Source organism: Bacillus sp. MT94 (assembly GCF_058792475.1).
The window spans coordinates 431,119-449,312 of record NZ_JBXAEZ010000001.1 but is presented as its reverse complement, the minus strand read 5'-3'; the positions used below and the strand labels follow the sequence as shown (position 1 = coordinate 449,312).

Genomic DNA, 18,194 nt, shown 5'->3' with positions numbered 1-18,194 from the left:
ACCTACCTTTTCTATTTCATATCAATCTTATCTGGTTGAAACCAACTTGGTTTTGATAACTCAAAGTTTTTATGATCTTCCAATACAATAGTAAGACGCTCTAACGTATCATCCAACATATGTGGTGCTGCTCTTAATGTCCAGACAACTGATGAGAAAACTGTCATGCCAACGTACACCGCATATAATTTCCAGAACTCCTCTGGTATTCTCCTATTAAAGTATCCTTCTATTTGTCCGATTGAATACGGAATACTAATGTCCCTTGCAAATAGTGCAATTTTCACGAAATCATGCAGTGGATCGCCCCAGTCATAACCATTAAAATCAACTACACCTACATATTTCCCATCCCGTACAATTATATTTTCTAAATGAAAATCATCGTGTTGAAATCGATTTGGGCGATCCTTTACATACATTTCATTTTCATCTATAAACTTAATAATCTTATCATCATTTTTTATTTTTATTCCGCATGTTTTGTATGCTTCTAAATATTTACTATGTTTTTTCATTGCTCTTTCATGCCATGGAAGTATATCATTAGGAGCTTCATATGTATGCATTTTTGCTAAATCTTTTCCTGCCTCTATGCCAATATCATATTGTTCTTTTGGTGAATACGTAGGCAATAGCTTCTTCGCATCTTCCCCTTCTAAATATGAAAAAATACTATAGCATACACCTTCTTCTTCCAATATACCTATTTCAATTGGCCTTTGTGCCTGTACGTTACGTTTTACCATTTCATTTAAAATTTGAAACTCTATTTTCTTTCTTTCATACTCTTTTATATCTCCTGTCCGAAATAAATATTTTTCATTATTTGCATTCGTAATTACATATTTCTTATCTGGAGAGAAACCTTTAGAAATTTCTTCAATATTCGCTGCATCTTTTACAATTTGTATATTGTTTTGCCGTGCTGTAATTATCTTCATATCTATTCCCCTCACATTTCTGCATTTGGTGTATAGGCTACTTCTACAATAAATCCATTCGAATCGTAAAAATCAATCGTATAGTACCTTTTTGAATAATGATTCATTTCAATTGGACCACGTATTACCTTCACTTTCGTACTAGAAAGAAAATCTGCTACTTCATCAACTACTTCTCTATGAATAGCTTGATAACAAATATGTCTAGGACCTAACGTCCTTACGATTTCCTCATCTACTTCTTTAAAGTATATTTCACTTTCTCCCGTGCTATATGCTACTTCATTTAACTTTCTCCATCCAATTATCGGAAACAACTTATCATAATAAGAAATGGATTCCTCTAAATTTGCTACTCAAAATTCAATATGATGAATACACTCCTTGTACTACTTGCACAATTTCCATCGGCTTATGAACCATATAATCGGGTGCGTCTTTTTTCACTGTTTCAATAACATCATATCCCCAAGATACCCAAATTACATTCACCCCAGCCTTTTTACAAGCTGCTACATCTCGCTGTTCATCACCAATGTATAACATATCTTGCTCTGTTATCTTTTTCGATTTTAAAAATCTTTTTATCATTTTATCTTTACCAAACAAATTTTTAGAACAATACACTTCTTGAATATTTTCGATACCATTATTGTGCAAAAACGCCCGAATATGCTCTTCTGAGTTAGATGATATGACCGCAATACCGTATCCTGTTTTATGTAGTTCATCTAATACATCCTTCATCCCATGAAATAAAACAAGATTTTTTATAGCAGGCTGATACAATTTATAAAATTCCAAAGCTAATATCGGTAATTTATACAGTGGTACATCGAGTTGTTTACATCTCTCTGTCATCGTTAATTTACGTAAATGTTCAATTTCGTCTTCCTTTACTGCTTTATACCCATGTTTTTCAGCAAGTTGATTATAAATCGGTACAAATATATTTTGTGAATCTACTAATGTGCCATCAAAGTCAAAAACAATATATTTTTGCATCTCCATACTCCTTTTGCTTCTTTTTTCTAAACCTATGTTATTCAACAACATAGTTGTCTGTCCCTTCTATAAAAATAAAAAAGAACAAGATTTTCTCTTGTTCTTTTTAAGACAACCATTTCGGCGGTACATTCGTATTCCAATAAATATTTCCTAACTCATGATGTCCAGAGTATCCATCATCAAAACGGTGATAATGGAAATTAAAATAATAACCATCTTGCGGCGGATGATCTCTTCTTACATGGAAACGCAATAAATCATTTCCTGATTTCGTATCGTAGACGTGAAAAATCTTTTCATTATTTCCACCAGCTGGTTTTTGAGAAATCGCTAATGATTGTAGTGAATCTTCTGGTACATCACTAGCAAGCTCAGCAATTGCCTCTTCAATTTTCGGTAATATTACATCTTTAAACTCATCTTCAATTACTGGACCAATTTTAGTACCAAACTTTTGCATCGACTGCTTTTCTGCTTCTTGCATTGCATAAGTAATAAAAGTATCGGTGGTTAACCTGTCATTCGTTTCTTCATATGTATAGGACGTGCTCTCCAAACTTTGTTGCCCAGCTGTGCTCGTAGGCTTGTCCGCAGCTTTGGCATTATCAAGTAATATGGAAGGAGGCGTCACTAAACCAAATGTAAATACGGTAATTAATGCGACTAAGGTTTTTCTAAACCAATTTGGCATTTATGTTCCCTCCCCTTTCACTCATTATTTTTTTATATAACGGTGGTTTCTTCTATTATACAAAATGATTGTAATTTTTGCACTTTACAATTTTGTTAACGTTCACATATTTTTCACTTGAATATGAAATTGTAAGGTTTCATACAATAAAAATACAACAATAATAAGGAGGCGATCAGATGACTTTAGATGTCATGTATTCCGCCGCAAGCATACTCGTTTTAGTATATTTTATTTATCAATGTGTTACAGACTAGAAAAAGAGCCGTCAATGGCTCTTTTTTAATGGTAAAAATACAATCCATACAATTAATAAAATAAAAATAATGCCACCAATCACAGCTGGCAATAAATAAAACTGGGCAAGTATAACTATTCCATACAAAAGTATTGCTGGTAGTAGTAAATAACGATTTTCCTTCCATCTTAACAAAAGTAAGTTCCCTTCATCACAATATAAATGAAGAAACATCTTATTCGTAAATTCATTCCAATAATCACGTGCATAGCGAGAAATTGCAACTACAGCAAATACGAGAACAATAGCTGCAATCCACCTAGGAGTCATAATTATACTTGCAGTACTGATACATACAATTTGAATATAAAATATTCGTGCAGTACTTGTACGGAAAAATTCTTTCAAAAAAGATTCGACAATACGAGAATCAGCTTTTTTTCCTAAAAGTCTTTTAGAGTACGGAAACATCCACGGTTTTTTATTCGAACTACTCGGTTTAGCCGCATGACCACCAACTTGCATAATTCCGCTCGTCCAGCGCATGCTTTCCTCCTTTTCTTTCTCAATTTCTTTAAAAAAGAACTTTTTATAATTCATTTTCGCTTTTACTAATACACTACTTAAGAAAATTACTAAACCGATAAATAGAATTGAATAAAATGGATTTTTATAAATAAAAAATAAACTAATTCCAAAAAAGGACACGCTCATAGAAAATACTACATTTTTTACAATCCATAAAACCCATCGTTTCTCCGCATGTACATGAATAAATCTCGTTAACAACGACATCATAAATCGAAATATAGTAAAGAATACCCAAAATAATAGGACTTGTATCTCTGTTACTCCGATACTTTTCATCAACACCGGTAACATAATAACGACTAATATTATATTCGTTATCGCTATTCGAACAAATGTGTACATCATGCCATACTGGACTAATTTTTGCATATGTGTTGCATACGAAATTAAAAATAAACTATCCGCTTGCTCAAAAAATGAACGAACTCCTCTCGGATATGTTACTAGATAAAATGCGAGTAATCCTAATCCGAAATAAATCGTCTCTTCCGTTGATAATTCATTTATCCATAGTGACCTATAATAGATTCCCATAAATATAAGTGCTGGTATAATAATATATAATGCGACTGTCCAATCTGTTACCGAACGTATAGACTTCCACTTCCGCTGAAGCTCATGGCGTAATCTTTTATAAAATTGTTGTTTAATCATGTTGTTCACGCCTTACGATTACATCAAAGCAGTCTAGTAATGAGCTACCCGGCATTTCCGCTAACATTTGAATAGATTCTAAATGTCCATCTGCGACTAATGTACCTTGTGAAATGAGTAAAAATCTTTCACAAATTTTTTCAGCAGTATCCAATACGTGCGTACAAAGTAAAATTCCTGCTCCGCGCTCTTTTTCTTTATATAAATAACTTAAAAACTCTTTCGTAGCTACTGGATCTAAACCGATAAAGGGTTCATCAATGATATAAAAATCTGGCTCAGTTAAAAACGCCAATATTAGCATCGATTTTTGTTTCATACCTTTTGAAAACTTTGATAAATACTCATGTTTATGCTTATCCATTCGAAAAGTATGTAATAATTGTTCCGCTCGTTCTTCCCAGCTTCCCATTTCACTTCCACGAGCAGCCATTAATAATTCAATATGTTCCCAGAGCGTCAAGTAATCATAGTATGTTGGATGTTCTGGCACGTATGCATACGGATTTTTCTTTTCACCGAATGATATTTCACCGTCCATATTTACAAGTAATCCGAGCATCGTTTTTATCGTCGTACTCTTCCCAGCACCATTTGCTCCAATAAGAGCAACTAGTTCACCTTTTTCGATAGAAAAAGCTATATTATGAATTGTTTCTTCGCCTATTTCATATCCAGCTGAGCGGATATTTACTTCTAACATGTATTTCCCCTCTTTCCATTTCCAATACAATCAAGGAAAAGAATAACATATAACTATCTATATATCATTATAAAATATTTATTTTCATAGCAGGAAAAAACATTTTTTAACAGAATATTAAATGTTTGATTACATTTTATTGGAGTGGATAATATGTCTTTTCAAATTCGTGAAGCAACGATAGATGATATAGACGCACTTTGTTCTTTAACGAAAGAATTAAAAGGTTCCTCTATTTCCTATGAAGATATGAACAATCGATTACAATTCGTACAAATGAGTCCGTTTGATTTTTTATATGTTTACGAAGAAGAAGAAGAAGAAGAAGCTATATTTGGATTACTTGGATTTCGTATACGTGAAAATTTAGAAGATGTAACACGTTATGGAGAGATTTCAATTATTAGCGTCGATTCTAACATACGACGGAAAGGCATTGGACAAGTGTTGATGGATTATGCAGAGCAATTAGCAAAGAAACATAATTGCATTGGCACATGGCTAGTTAGTGGAACAAAAAGAGTAGAAGCTCATCCTTTTTACAAAAAATTAGGGTATGAAGTAAATGGCTACCGATTTGTAAAACATTTTTAAACTACTTATAATTGAAGGGACTATAACTATGACAAACATTAAAGCAATTTTCATTGATCGTGACGGTACAATTGGTGGTGACACTACAATACATTATCCGGGATCTTTTACATTATTTCCATTCACAAAAACATCCTTGCAAAAACTAAAAGCTAAAAATATAAAAATTTTCTCTTTCACAAATCAACCTGGTATCGCAGATGGAATAGCAACTGTAGCCGATTTTGTACAAGAATTAGAAGGCTTCGGTTTTGATGATATTTATGTATGTCCTCATAAACACGGTGATGGTTGTGAATGCCGTAAACCAAGTACAGGCATGCTGCTTAAAGCAGCAAAAAAACATGGGCTTGATTTAACACAATGTGCTGTAGTTGGTGATCGCTGGACTGATATTGTTGCAGGAGCAAAAGTAAATGCAACAACGATTCTAGTCCGAACAGGCGCTGGGTATGATGCTTTGCATACGTACCGAGACAAATGGGCACATATTGAACCAAACTACATTGCAGATAACTTTGAAGATGCAACAAACTGGGTTTTAAATCAACTATAATACAAATGAAGATTTTGATTCACTCAAAATAATTTAAAACATAGTTAAAATAGCCTTTTTGGAAAATAATTGTCTTCCATAAAACGGATCACCTCAAAAGATAGCAAGTTCCCTTTTGATACGCAAACATTGCAATTCAAATTTTATTTTTTATTAGTAACAGCAATTAACGTAAAGAAGGAATAGCTTAGTGGCTATCCCTTCTTTATTGACTTCTATTATTTACATTTGTTATCTTTTTTTATTGAGTATTCTCATCGTTTTTATACTCCAAAATATCCCCTGGCTGACACTCCAAAGCTTTACATATCGCTTCTAATGTTGAAAAACGAACCGCTTTTGCTTTCCCATTTTTCAAAATAGAAAGATTCGCCATCGTAATTCCAACCTTCTCCGAAAGCTCCGTTACACTCATCTTTCGTTTTGCTAACATGACGTCAATATTAATAATAATTGTCATATCAACCACCTCAGACTGTCAAATCATTTTCTGATTTTATGTTAATTGCTTCTTGTAGAAGGCGTTGAAGGATAGCGGCAAAAACGGCGATAACGAGCGAAGCAAAAACGATAATAAGTCCCACTAACCCAATAGGAGGGTCCATTTTTTTCGCTATAAAATGAAAAAGTGGCAAACCCAATACATACAAACCACTGATTGTAACTGCACAGTGCTTTATATTCTTTAACGCTTTTACAGATAATTCCGAGAACGCTGTGTTCTCGTCAATATACTGTAAAAGATTGAAAGCCTGATAAAGAGCAACGTAAAAAGGCACAGCTGCTCCATACATCACAATGAAAACAAGATATTTTATCGAAGCAATATTAGGATACAAATTCTCTGTGAAATCCGCCATTTCCGGCACTAAAAATATGCATAAAGCAAGTACTGAAATTCCAGCAAGAAAAATAATTACTTTTAAGAACGTTGTTGAACTTCGGTTAAGATTCATTTACAATACCTCATTTATTTAATGATAACATAATTTTATCATATTATTTATCGTTTAACAATAAATAAATATCGTTTTCTTCATGTTTAATTTAGGCAAAAATAAAAAAGAATTTCTCATTACAAAGAAATTCTTTTTCTTGAAAATGTCTCTTTCAACTTAATTTTTTAAAACGTTAATTCGTAATGGAAATAACGATTATCTCTCAAATAACCATTTTCAGCATATAATCGTTGTGCTGATAAATTATCAATCTCTGTTTGCAATTTTACACCTTTTGCTCCATTCTCTAATGCGTATTCTTTAGCAGCTTCTAATAATTTTTTACCTGTTCCGGCTCCACGCTTCGCCGCTTGTACAAATAAATCATTTAAAATCCATAATTCTTTCATTGAAATGGAAGAAAATGATGGATATAGTTGTGTGAACCCAATATATTCGCCGTCTTCAACTGCTACGAAAATAACGGACTCTTTTTTCTCAATTCGATTTCGTAAAAATACTTTTGCACCTTCTAAATCAGAATCCTGCCTATAAAACATGCGATAGTTATTAAAAACTGATGCTAGTCCATCTAAATCTGCAATTGTTGCCTCATATATTCTCATTTTACTCCATTCCCCTTCCAATACTGTCTCATTATATCCGTTGCCCATTTAGGCTGGTGTATTTCTTCTTTCGGCATAAACTCTTTCATTATTGGTTTTATATCCAATATAGGAGTACCATTAATAGCATCTAATCCCTCAACAATAATTGATTTACCTTCTCTTTTGATCACCTTTACAATTGTTACACCTATGCGATTCGGGCGATTTTTTCCGCGCTGTGCAAAAATACCTACTTCAGGATAATCTTTATTATTTCTAGGATGTCTAGCAAAATACTGAATTTGCTCGTCAGTTACTTTATGAAAATAAAAAACAACTTCAATATGGGAAAAATCTTCAATCCCTTGTATACTTTCTTCTGCATACATTTCAGTTAAAGTTATACGGGATCTTACTTCTCCCCAATCATCATCTTTTATTTCCTTTCTTTCATTATGTACAAATGCGATTGGTTGAACTGAAAACATACGCATTCCCCCTTAAATGTAACCACTTACATTATAAAATATTTTCTGAATGTTTTCCAGATATATGAATTAAGTTTACATAATATAATTATAATCTATTTATCTAAAGCTACCTTGACTGCTTCAATTGCATGTATATAAGTCGTATCAAATATCGGGACTGATACGTTTTCTTGCTTTATTAATAACCCTATTTCTGTACAACCTAATATGATTCCCTGTGCTCCTTTTTGCACTAACTCTTCCATGACTCTTTTATAATATTCTCTAGATTGAGATACTATTTTTCCTAAACATAATTCTGTATATATTACTTTATTTATTTCTTTTCTATTTTTTTCTGATGGTACTATTACTTTTATATTATTTTCTTCTATACGTGACTTATAGAAATCTTGCTCCATTGTATATTTAGTTCCAAGCAGACCAACCTTTTGAATGTCTTTTCTTTTAATTTCTTTTGCAGTTGCATCGGCAATATGTAAGACTGGAATATCAATTTTCTCCTTTATTTTTCCAACTACCTTATGCATTGTATTTGTACAAATGATTATAAAGTCCGCTCCTCCCTTCTGTAATGAATACGCCGCATTCGCTAAAACTTCACCTGCTCCATTCCAATCTCCTCTAGACTGGAATCTTTCAATCTCTTCAAAGTCCACACTATTAATCAAACATTTTGCTGAATGTAGCCCTCCTAATCTCTCTTTTATTTCTTCATTAATAATTCGATAATATTCAGAAGTTGATTCCCAACTCATACCACCTATAAGACCTATCGTTTTCATACAAACACCTACCTAAACTATTTTCATGAAACTAATAGCAATGTTTTATTATGTATATTATACATAATAAAACAAGACTTTAAGTTTGGAATATAAAGTCTTGTTTTAACGGAAAATACGGAAATATTAAAGAATAATTCTACTTTCATTTCCAAGGAAATTTTTATAGAATATTCTGAAATTAACAATCTGATGTTTTTATAAATTCTTTATACTTATAATTAAAACACTCTCGATACAGCTCTTTGATTTCATCATATGATGGAACACGTGGGTTATTAGCTGGGCTACCACTTTCAATTGCATCTGATGCCATTTTAGAAATAGCATTTTCAAATTCAATTTCATCGATTCCGTATTCTTTTAAATTTGGAATACGAAGATCAAAGCAAAGTTTTTTTATTTCACCAAGCGTGTAGTCTGCTACTTCCTCATCAGAATTCGAATACAAATCCTTATTTAAACTACGTCCAATTTTTGCTAACCTTTTCATTGCACTTGTTTTTGTAAACTCTAACACTGTAGGTAATAGTATGGCATTTGATATTCCATGCGGTACATGAAATAATGCTCCCACTGGCCTTGACATTCCATGAACTAATGTAACTGATGCATTAGAAAATGCAATTCCAGCTTGTAAGGAAGCAATCATCATCGCTTCTCTTGCCTCCATATTACGTCCATCTTCATATGCTATACGTAAATGTTTCATAATACTTTCAATAGCTGAAAGAGCTAGTACATCTGTAAGTGGTTGTGAAACTTTAGAAATATACGCTTCAATTGCATGACATAACGCATCTATTCCTGTTGCTGCCGTAATTTGTGGTGGTAATGAACTTGTCAAAACTGGATCTATAATTGCTACTTTCGGTATAAAACTAGGATGCTTCATCATCATTTTTACATCTGTTTTTTTATTCGTAATTACTGCTACGCTTGTAACTTCCGATCCAGTACCAGAAGTTGTTGGAATTGCAATAAGTGGTAGTGGGTTGTTTTCTATTTCAATATCCTTTTGGACATAATCCTCAACTTCTCCACCATTTGTATATAAAACCGCTACTGCTTTCGCAGCATCAATACAACTTCCACCACCAATACCGATAATAAAATCACACTTTTCCTCTTTACAAAGAGATAACGCTTCTAACACGTGTATATTTGTAGGCTCAGCATCTACTTTATTATATGTACTAACAGTAATACTTTTCTTATTTAGTTGTTGTATACACTTTTCAACATATCCTAATTTCTCCATAATTGTATCAGTAACTATAAAAGCTCTTTTCCCTAACTTTTTTGATTGTTCCCCCAGTTTTTCAAGCGAATTCCTTCCATATAATACCGACTTTGGCATACGAAACTCAGAAACTTCTTGCAAGTACTCCACCCCTTCTTATCCTAATTAATATTTTATGATATAAATTATCGATTTGATGAATCTTTACGATTCGAATGTTTAATAGAGTCCTGTTAAAGTATAGAACGCGATAACTAAAAATACAGCAACCGTTTTCAAAATTGTAATAGCAAATATATCTTTATAGGACTGTTTATGTGTTAATCCTGTTACTGTAAGAATAGTAATAATAGCCCCGTTATGCGGTAGTGTATCCATTCCTCCTGATGCCATTGATACGATACGGTGCATAACTTCTAATGGAATATCAAATTGATTGGCCGCTGCAATAAATTTATCTCCCATTGCACTTAATACTATTCCCATACCTCCTGATGCAGAGCCTGTAATTCCAGCTAAAATATTCGTCGTTACTGCACCATTCACTAACGGATTTGTGAAAGTAGCAGAGATACCATCTCTCATAATTGCGAAGCCTGGAAGTGCTGCAATAACACCACCGAATCCAAACTCAGCTCCTGTATTCATCGTTGCAAGTAGTGCTCCACCAATACTTGTATTCAATCCAGCTTGGAAACCTGTTACTACTCGCTTCCAATATAATAATAACGTTGTTAAGATCCCTATAATAAGTGCCAATTCTACAGACCAGATTCCTACTACTGCACTTAATTCTACTTTTCCAAATGCTTTCATACCAATTGCAGAAAAATCAAAACCGCTTGGATACCACTTCGGTATCATAATAGTAAACACTTTATTCATTACACCTACTAAAATAAGTGGTATAAATGCAATAAGTTGTTGTGCTCTTGTGATTTCAATGTTATTAATTAATGGCATATTTTTTTGTTCTAATTGCAAAGATGCTGCCATTTCAGTATTTCCATCATTAAAACCAAAATATCCTTCACCTGCTGCTTTTGCCTTCTTACGTCTACTCTCTAAATATAGTAAACCTAATGTAAGAACAAAAATTGCTCCTACAATCCCAAGTATCGGTGCAGCATAAATATCCGTTTTAAAAAATGTTGTAGGTATTACATTTTGAATTTGTGGTGATCCAGGTAGCGCATCCATTGTAAACGTTACTGCTCCAAGAACAATCGTTCCAGGGATTAAACGTTTTGGAATATTAGCTTGTCGAAACAACTTAGCTGCGAACGGATAAACAGCAAACACTACTACATACACACTAACACCACTATACGTTAAAATAGCCCCCATTAATACAATCGCTAATATAGTACGTTTTTCACCAACTAACTCAATAATCGTTTTTGCGATAGAATCTGCAATTCCTGACATTTCCACTACTTTTCCAAATATTGCTCCTAATAAAAACACAGGAAAATATAACTTTATAAATCCAACCATTTTCTCCATAAAGATATTAGAAAAGAAAGGTAATACATAACTAGGTTCTGTCAAAAATACTGCAAATAATGCAAATATCGGTGCGAATAGAATAACAGAAAAGCCTCTGTATGCTACGAACATAAGTAAACTTAGTGCTAATAATATAATAACTAACTCCAATTTTACCCCTCCATTAAACAGAATATTCTAAAATTTATTGATAAACTTCTACTAATCTTTTAATTCTGACATCCCTCCTCTTATTCATACAATTTTTTCATGCTAAAAATGTCTAATTATAAATATTCGATTACATATGAAAAATCCCTTTAAACAGAAACGAATTCCTCATCATACGTTATAAAGGGATTGCTAGCATCTATATTTACTAATTTATTAAACTTTTTTCTGCACAAAAATGATACAGTTCTTCAACATCTTTCACTATGTAAGTCGCACTAACTTCAGTCAGTTCTTTCTCACAGCCATAGCCATATAAAACACCAATTGAAGCAATTCCATTCTGATTCGCACCTATTATATCGTGCTTTCTATCACCAATCATTATCATTTCTTCTTTATTTAGTTCTTCATTTGTTTGTAAAATATGAGCAATTATTTCTTCTTTTTTTATTCTCGTACCATCTAAATTACTTCCAATGATATCTTCGAAATAATTCGTTAATTGAAAATGCTCTATAACTTGTTTCGCAAATACAGTGGGCTTTGAAGTAGCTACGAATATGCGATTTCCTGAACTTTTTAATTGTTGCAAGAGCTTCAGAATCCCCTCGTATACATTATTTTCAAACAATCCACGCTGCTTTAAATACTCACGGAAGTAAAAAACTGCACGTTCAACCTCTCCTTCACTCATATTATATCTCTCTACGAATGATTGCTGTATAGGAGGACCTATAAATGAATCTAACTCACTTATATGTACTTCTTCAATTCCTACTTTTTTTAACGCATACAAAACCGAATTTACAATCCCTTCTTTCGGATCCGTTAAAGTTCCATCTAAATCAAATAGAAATGTTTTATACATGTTTCATTCCTCCACTTAATTTGCTGTATAAATAACTGCTAACATCTCTTCCACTTCTCCCTATTATACTATCATTATCTATTTTTTCGAAAAATCAATTTCCATATGTCACATACTTTCAGTTACAAAATACGATAGATATGATAAAGTAAAAAAGTTACAATTATTTTAATAGAAACTGGTGAAACAAATGTCAATTACGTTAATTTTTATAATGGCTTTCACAATTGTAATCCACGCAGTTGAAACAAGCTCTTATAGTATTCGATTAGCCGGGGTTCGTTTAAAGAAGATTGCTGTCGCATTATCCGTCGTAGGAATCGTATTACTCATTTCAAGAACGTCAAACTTACTACAAGCCTTTTTACTTGGCGGGATTGTGGACGAAGCAAAACTAGATCCTTCTATTGATTTAGAGCATATTATACGTCTTGTACTATTATCTGCTTCTATCGGTACATTGCTTGCGATTATACTGTATCCAACTTTGACAAAACTATTTGGATATGTCATTCAAAACTTTGAAACAGACGGTTCTTTCATTCGAATGATGAAAACGAATAACATTCAAAAATTAAAGTACACAAAAAAATATGTCCGCTTTCCAAAGTTAGAAATGATTCATAGGCTGCGTATCGGCGGTATTCCAAAGCGTATAATGCTTATTAACATGTTCGCTACTGCAATTTATACAGCGGGAGTTCTTTCCGCACTATATGCTTCTTTTTTAATTCCAGCTTTCGCAACAAAAGCCACTACAGCTTCTGGTCTTATTAATGGTTTTGCTACTATTTTATTAACAGTGCTACTAGATCCACGTATTGCTCTTTTAACAGAGCGAGCTCTTCAATCAGAAGAAGGTGCTGAAGCAATGAGTAAAATGTATGCTTGGCTAATGATTTCTAGACTTTTTGGTACATTACTTGCTCAACTGTTATTCATACCAGGTGCTTACTGGATTACATGGATTATAAAGCTTATGAATTAAATTTACTCTCTAAAAAAAAGCAGGTGAGATAACAAATGACTATACAAACAGAACAAGATATCATTCGCTTAATAGAAAACGACGAATGGATGATGAATGTATTACAAATGGCAAAATCACTAGAGTTACCTGATTGGTGGGTTTGTGCCGGCTTTGTTCGTTCTAAAATTTGGGATACTTTACATGACTATGAAGCTAAAACGGCTATGCCTGATGTTGATGTAATTTATTATGATAGTCTACATCAAGATGAGATATACGAACAATCATTAGAAACGAAATTAATGAATATGGATGCTACTATCCCTTGGTCTGTAAAAAATCAAGCTCGTATGCATGTAGTGAAGAATATGCCACCATATTCTTCTTCTGTTGATGCTATTTCTAAATTTCCTGAAACAGCAACAGCTTTAGGAGTTACACTTGATGAACTAAACAACGTCATATTAACAGCCCCATGTGGTATTGAAGATGTCCTTTCCTTACAAGTGAGACCAACAGCTCATTTTCTTGAATCGAAAGAACGATTACATATGTACAAAAACAGAGTTATAAAAAAGAATTGGCAAAGTAAGTGGCCTAACATCACAATCACATATCCAGAAATATAGAAAGGGTGCCTCTCATTTATAGAAGCACCCTTTTCTTCATTTCAAAAAATGTATGACTGTTTCTGCAAACCTATCTGCTTCCTCATAATGAGGTGAATGACCGCTCTCTTCAAATACGATATACTTGCCGTTTCGGGCATCTTTATTAAATGTTTTAATTTGTTCTTCACACGTTACTACATCATGTTTTCCTACAATTAATAACATTTGATTCTGTACTTCTTTTATTTTATATAATAATGATTTATGACATGCACCCTCTAATTTTAATCTATCAAAATGAATTTGAGAACGATTTGAAAATACTTCCCACTCTTCATCACTATATAAACTATAGTCTGTTTCATCTTCCTTATAATTGTAAATCTCCATTCTTTTTTCTTCTAATTCAGCGCTTAATCTTATATAAGCTTCTAACAACCCTTCTGAACTAGCATTGCTAGATGAATAAGCAAAGCACTCTTTTGCTACTTCTTCTTTTCCATGCTTTTTTAATAAATGCCCTGTCTTTTGCAACAAAGCTCTACTTGTTAATGCAAAGTCGAAAGTTGGCCCTTCAAATATTATTTTCTCTATTGAACTTGGATATATCGACGCATATAACAATGCTACATATCCACCGAAAGAATGTCCAATTATAGACCACTTCTCAATTTGAAATACTTTTTTTAATTCCTCACAGTCTTCAATCAAATCATTTAATCCAAAAGCTTCGTCTTCAGTAATTTTTTCTGAACGACAAACACCTCTTTGATCTATCATAATTACATATAAAGAATCTTTTAAACGTTCCGCTTGGTGAAATGAAAAATCATAACAACTCTCTCCTGGACCACCATGCAAGTATAAGACTGGCTTATTTTTAGGATTTCCATGTGTTTCAACGTATAGCTTTTTCCCTCTAATATTCATATACTCTCCTGTTTCTATCCAATTCGTCATAAACATCACCATCTTCTTTTTTTACTGAATATTATAACATTTAATGTTAAATAATCCCTATTACATTTAAGAAGACGATAATTATTGCGAGTGGTGCTACAAATCGAAGTAAAAATGCCCAACAAATAAATACTTTCTTCCCATAATTTCCACCTACAAAAAACTCTGCTTCTAGTACTTTCTTTTCCATCTTGAATGATACGAAAATACTAATAAATAGTGCACCAAGCGGCATTAATATATTACTAGATAAAAAGTCTACTGCATCAAAAATATTCTTTCCAAAAATCGTAATATCACTCCATACTCCAAATGATAACGCAGATGGTATACCTACTAAGAAAATACAGAAACCGATAATCCATGATAATTTCGTTCTTCTGTCTTGTTCACCATTTGCTAATGCTGAAACAACAGTTTCTAGTAGAGAAAATGCTGATGTTAATGTCGCAAATGTAAATAGTGCAAGAAATACTGTTAAGAAAAATCCACCGAATGGGATTTGACTAAATACAGATGGTAATACGATAAATAGTAATCCAGGTCCTTCTGTTGGCTCCATTCCTAATGAAAATACGGCTGGAAAAATAGCAAGACCTGCAAATAAAGAAACAAATAAATTCAATCCAACAATTGTTATTGCTGATTTTGGTAAGCTTTCTTTTTTATTTAAATAGGAACTATACGTGACCATAATCGAAATCCCGATACTAATCGCAAAGAATGATTGCCCCATTGCGAACAAAATACTTTCCGAAGTAATCTTTGAGAAATCTGGTTGTAAGAAAAACTTCACACCTTTCATTGCATCATCAAGTGTTAACGAACGAATAATAAGAGCGACAAATAAAACGAACAATGCTGGCAACATATATTTACTTGCTTTTTCAATTCCATTTTGTACACCTTTTGATACAACCCATATCGTAATGAACATAAAAGCGAAATGTCCTATAATCGCCCAAGTGGGATTTCCAATTGTTTCAGTAAATAATGCTCCGTAATTTTGTCCCGGAGTAATAAGTTGTCCCGTTACTCCTCTGAATAAATAAATTAACACCCATCCACCTACAACGCTATAAAACGAAAGTAGTATAAAACATGTTCCAACGCCAAGTCGTCCAATCCAGTGCCATCCTGTATTTGGCGCGATACTTTTAAATGCTCCAACTGCTTGTTTCTGTGTACTGCGACCAATCATAAATTCAGCTATAAGTAGCGGTAGCCCAATTAATACAGTAAATAATATAAAGATTAAAAAGAATGCTCCTCCCCCGCTTTTCCCAGCGATATAAGGAAACTTCCATATCGCACCAAGTCCAATTGCTGATCCGGCTGCTGCCATTATAAAACCTAATTTCGAAGTCCATTGCTCCGTCTGTTTCATCTCATTTTCCTCCTAATTAAATCTTTTTATATAAATAAATAAATTTTATAGACCTATCCAAATAAACCCTCCATTTCTTCTTCCATATAATAAAAAAATGGCCTAGCATCTCTATATAAAGAGACGCTAAGCCATTTACTTAACGCGGTACCACCCTTATTGATTCCATTATGAATCCACCTTAGTAGTAATCGTTTGATTACAAACCTAATATCGAAGGTTAACCGTTAAGATTTACTAAGAATGTGATTCCGTTCCACCTTACTGCTCCTAGGCGAGTTCAGGATGTCATTTGACTATGTCGCACCAACCCATAGCTCTCTGTACAAATATACGACCTTACTACTCCTATTCAACACATTTTAATATTTAGAATATATTTTCTTTTGAAATTAATATGAAGTATATCCGTTATATTTGTAACTGTCAAGGGATATATTATTTTTTTGTCAAAAAAGATTTCTCAAGACGTTAATATTGGTCTAATAGCTCTAACATGCCATTCACCAAAAAGTCATTTGGATCATGTGTAAATACTATAGATTGTTCAATCGCCTTCACATCTACTTCATATTTCTTTAGTTCTCGTTGTATTAATACTTTCGCCATATCGGACAATAGCGCTTGTAGTCCATCACGTACTTGTCCTTCCGTTAAAACGTACTTTACGATGACTTCAAAAAATAATACACCCCTTTAGTTTTCCCTCTACTATCGTCGTACACTGTACATAGCCATTACAATCTATAAAACAACAATAAAAATTTAACACTTAATGCACTAATAAAATTATAATGCTCTTTTAAATTTCTACGCTAAAACGCAAAAAAGCACTTGTTTCCTTTAATTAACAATCAAGTGCTTTAAGTTCATATGTTTTTAAGTAGCGTAAATTTGTAAGTTTTGTAGTAACAGTATGACGCCTTTTGTACATCATGACAAATACTATGTTAAAACTTACGAGTTTGTACAAGTTCGTTAGTTTCATATACAGTCTATGTGGTTTATATTTATCCCCCGGTAAAATATCATCTCGCCTAAACTCGTACTTCTTTTTCTACTCTATCATTGCACATAGTACTCCATGATGGTACAACTTTCATGAGTTATTAATTCAATTTAGATATATCTATTACTGTAAATTTTTTAGAGGTTATTATTTTTCACTTCCTCAAACCACTCATCAGCAAAATCATCAGCCGTTTTTATATCCTCATTTGTATGTATTAAATCATACTTATATTCAGCTTTAAACTTACCACTCTTAGCATCGTATATTAATTTCATCTCAGTTGGCATATCTTTTTCGTATTCTTTGCATAATGTTTCAATTTCTTCGATATCTTCACCTATAATTTGTAGCACCTAAAACATTCGTTCTGGAGATACATCATATTTTTCTTCTCCATTTTCCAATGCATCATTAACCTTATGACACTCTACATACTTTTTGTTAATTAAATAAAAGAAACTACTAGATATCATATCAGCTTGCAATTCAATAAATCTATCTTCAAATTCTTTCATACTATCTTCTCACTCCTTAGATTAATTTTTAAGAACTTTAAGACCAGGATTACCATTAATAAGGTAATTAACTATAAATTTTTCTGGAAGTATATCATTCAGTACTGAGTAGCCTCTGAATATACGCATTTTAACATTGGCTTTTCCCTCTTTTTATTTTTTAGC

General features: G+C 32.8%; 19 protein-coding genes, 3 pseudogenes and 1 other annotated feature. Of the genes and pseudogenes, 4 read left to right on the top strand and 18 right to left on the bottom strand.

From position 1 onward, the window contains the following. Positions 1-11 precede the first annotated feature (11 nt). The 6 genes and pseudogenes from AC1Q51_RS02200 to AC1Q51_RS02175 form a co-directional block, all read right to left on the bottom strand. Positions 12-944, bottom strand: coding sequence for an aminoglycoside phosphotransferase family protein (locus tag AC1Q51_RS02200; protein WP_000692072.1), 933 nt, complete (start codon positions 942-944; stop codon positions 12-14). 11 nt (positions 945-955) lie between these two features. Then, positions 956-1,321: pseudogene (locus tag AC1Q51_RS02195) on the bottom strand (VOC family protein). After that, positions 1,308-1,949, bottom strand: coding sequence for an HAD family hydrolase (locus AC1Q51_RS02190; RefSeq protein WP_001174995.1), 642 nt, complete (start codon positions 1,947-1,949; stop codon positions 1,308-1,310). Before AC1Q51_RS02190 ends, AC1Q51_RS02195 begins: the two are co-directional and overlap by 14 nt. Before the next feature lie 106 nt (positions 1,950-2,055). Then, positions 2,056-2,643, bottom strand: coding sequence for a YpjP family protein (locus AC1Q51_RS02185; RefSeq protein WP_001134421.1), 588 nt, complete (start codon positions 2,641-2,643; stop codon positions 2,056-2,058). 268 nt (positions 2,644-2,911) lie between these two features. Next, complete coding sequence (locus tag AC1Q51_RS02180; protein ID WP_492331338.1) at positions 2,912-4,126, bottom strand: ABC transporter permease; 1,215 nt, start codon at positions 4,124-4,126, stop codon at positions 2,912-2,914. Beyond that, positions 4,119-4,829, bottom strand: a complete 711-nt coding sequence (locus tag AC1Q51_RS02175) for an ABC transporter ATP-binding protein (RefSeq protein ID WP_053564612.1) — start codon at positions 4,827-4,829, stop codon at positions 4,119-4,121. The genes AC1Q51_RS02180 and AC1Q51_RS02175 overlap by 8 nt, the downstream gene beginning before the upstream one ends. Positions 4,830-4,982: 153 nt before the next feature. On the opposite strand from AC1Q51_RS02175, the gene AC1Q51_RS02170 reads away from it, so the two are divergent. After that, positions 4,983-5,423 (top strand): GNAT family N-acetyltransferase, encoded by a 441-nt coding sequence (locus tag AC1Q51_RS02170; RefSeq protein ID WP_097911824.1) that lies wholly within the window; start codon positions 4,983-4,985, stop codon positions 5,421-5,423. Positions 5,424-5,451: 28 nt separating this feature from the next. After that, the gene (locus AC1Q51_RS02165; RefSeq protein WP_000181782.1) at positions 5,452-5,979 is read left to right on the top strand and encodes an HAD-IIIA family hydrolase; all 528 of its coding nucleotides are present in this window, start codon (positions 5,452-5,454) and stop codon (positions 5,977-5,979) included. Positions 5,980-6,220: 241 nt separating this feature from the next. Here the strand turns inward: AC1Q51_RS02165 and AC1Q51_RS02160 are convergent, their stop codons facing one another. From AC1Q51_RS02160 to AC1Q51_RS02125, 8 genes are all read right to left on the bottom strand, one after another. After that, positions 6,221-6,439: a helix-turn-helix domain-containing protein gene (locus tag AC1Q51_RS02160; RefSeq protein WP_000152534.1), complete on the bottom strand. Its 219-nt coding sequence runs from the start codon at positions 6,437-6,439 to the stop codon at positions 6,221-6,223. A 10-nt stretch (positions 6,440-6,449) separates the two neighbouring features. Next, positions 6,450-6,935 carry a DUF2975 domain-containing protein gene (locus AC1Q51_RS02155; protein ID WP_097925466.1) on the bottom strand — a complete coding sequence of 162 codons (486 nt, stop codon included), beginning with the start codon at positions 6,933-6,935 and terminating at the stop codon, positions 6,450-6,452. Between the two features lie 167 nt (positions 6,936-7,102). Further along, positions 7,103-7,543, bottom strand: a complete 441-nt coding sequence (locus AC1Q51_RS02150) for a GNAT family N-acetyltransferase (RefSeq protein WP_001223866.1) — start codon at positions 7,541-7,543, stop codon at positions 7,103-7,105. After that, positions 7,540-8,013 (bottom strand): SAM-dependent methyltransferase, encoded by a 474-nt coding sequence (locus AC1Q51_RS02145; protein ID WP_072938307.1) that lies wholly within the window; start codon positions 8,011-8,013, stop codon positions 7,540-7,542. Before AC1Q51_RS02145 ends, AC1Q51_RS02150 begins: the two co-directional genes overlap by 4 nt. A gap of 95 nt (positions 8,014-8,108) precedes the next feature. Then, positions 8,109-8,801, bottom strand: a complete 693-nt coding sequence (locus AC1Q51_RS02140) for an aspartate/glutamate racemase family protein (RefSeq protein WP_492331337.1) — start codon at positions 8,799-8,801, stop codon at positions 8,109-8,111. A gap of 181 nt (positions 8,802-8,982) precedes the next feature. After that, positions 8,983-10,185: an iron-containing alcohol dehydrogenase gene (locus AC1Q51_RS02135; protein WP_069355518.1), complete on the bottom strand. Its 1,203-nt coding sequence runs from the start codon at positions 10,183-10,185 to the stop codon at positions 8,983-8,985. Positions 10,186-10,263: 78 nt separating this feature from the next. Next, positions 10,264-11,703, bottom strand: coding sequence for a GntP family permease (locus AC1Q51_RS02130; RefSeq protein ID WP_000424326.1), 1,440 nt, complete (start codon positions 11,701-11,703; stop codon positions 10,264-10,266). A 208-nt stretch (positions 11,704-11,911) separates the two neighbouring features. Then, positions 11,912-12,574, bottom strand: a complete 663-nt coding sequence (locus tag AC1Q51_RS02125; protein ID WP_069355516.1) for an HAD family hydrolase — start codon at positions 12,572-12,574, stop codon at positions 11,912-11,914. A gap of 190 nt (positions 12,575-12,764) precedes the next feature. Between AC1Q51_RS02125 and AC1Q51_RS02120 the strand changes: the two genes are divergently transcribed. Together AC1Q51_RS02120 and AC1Q51_RS02115 are read left to right on the top strand one after the other, a co-directional pair. Next, entirely contained in the window at positions 12,765-13,562 is a 798-nt protein-coding gene (locus AC1Q51_RS02120; RefSeq protein WP_000028911.1) for a lipid II flippase Amj family protein, read from the top strand. Between the two features lie 35 nt (positions 13,563-13,597). Beyond that, a complete protein-coding gene (locus tag AC1Q51_RS02115; RefSeq protein WP_090976445.1) occupies positions 13,598-14,173 on the top strand; it encodes a nucleotidyltransferase family protein in 576 nt (191 codons plus the stop codon). A 36-nt stretch (positions 14,174-14,209) separates the two neighbouring features. Here the strand turns inward: AC1Q51_RS02115 and AC1Q51_RS02110 are convergent, their stop codons facing one another. The 4 genes and pseudogenes from AC1Q51_RS02110 to AC1Q51_RS02095 all read right to left on the bottom strand — a co-directional run bounded on the left by AC1Q51_RS02110 (position 14,210) and on the right by AC1Q51_RS02095 (position 18,029). Continuing rightward, complete coding sequence (locus AC1Q51_RS02110; RefSeq protein WP_492331336.1) at positions 14,210-15,115, bottom strand: alpha/beta fold hydrolase; 906 nt, start codon at positions 15,113-15,115, stop codon at positions 14,210-14,212. 46 nt (positions 15,116-15,161) lie between these two features. Next, entirely contained in the window at positions 15,162-16,502 is a 1,341-nt protein-coding gene (locus tag AC1Q51_RS02105; protein ID WP_097925469.1) for a sodium-dependent transporter, read from the bottom strand. 116 nt (positions 16,503-16,618) lie between these two features. After that, positions 16,619-16,867: a binding site (T-box leader), on the bottom strand. A 109-nt stretch (positions 16,868-16,976) separates the two neighbouring features. Continuing rightward, a pseudogene (locus AC1Q51_RS02100) lies at positions 16,977-17,141 on the bottom strand (recombinase family protein); the annotation flags it as partial. Positions 17,142-17,648: 507 nt separating this feature from the next. Continuing rightward, positions 17,649-18,029: pseudogene (locus AC1Q51_RS02095) on the bottom strand (DUF600 domain-containing protein). Positions 18,030-18,194 lie beyond the last annotated feature (165 nt).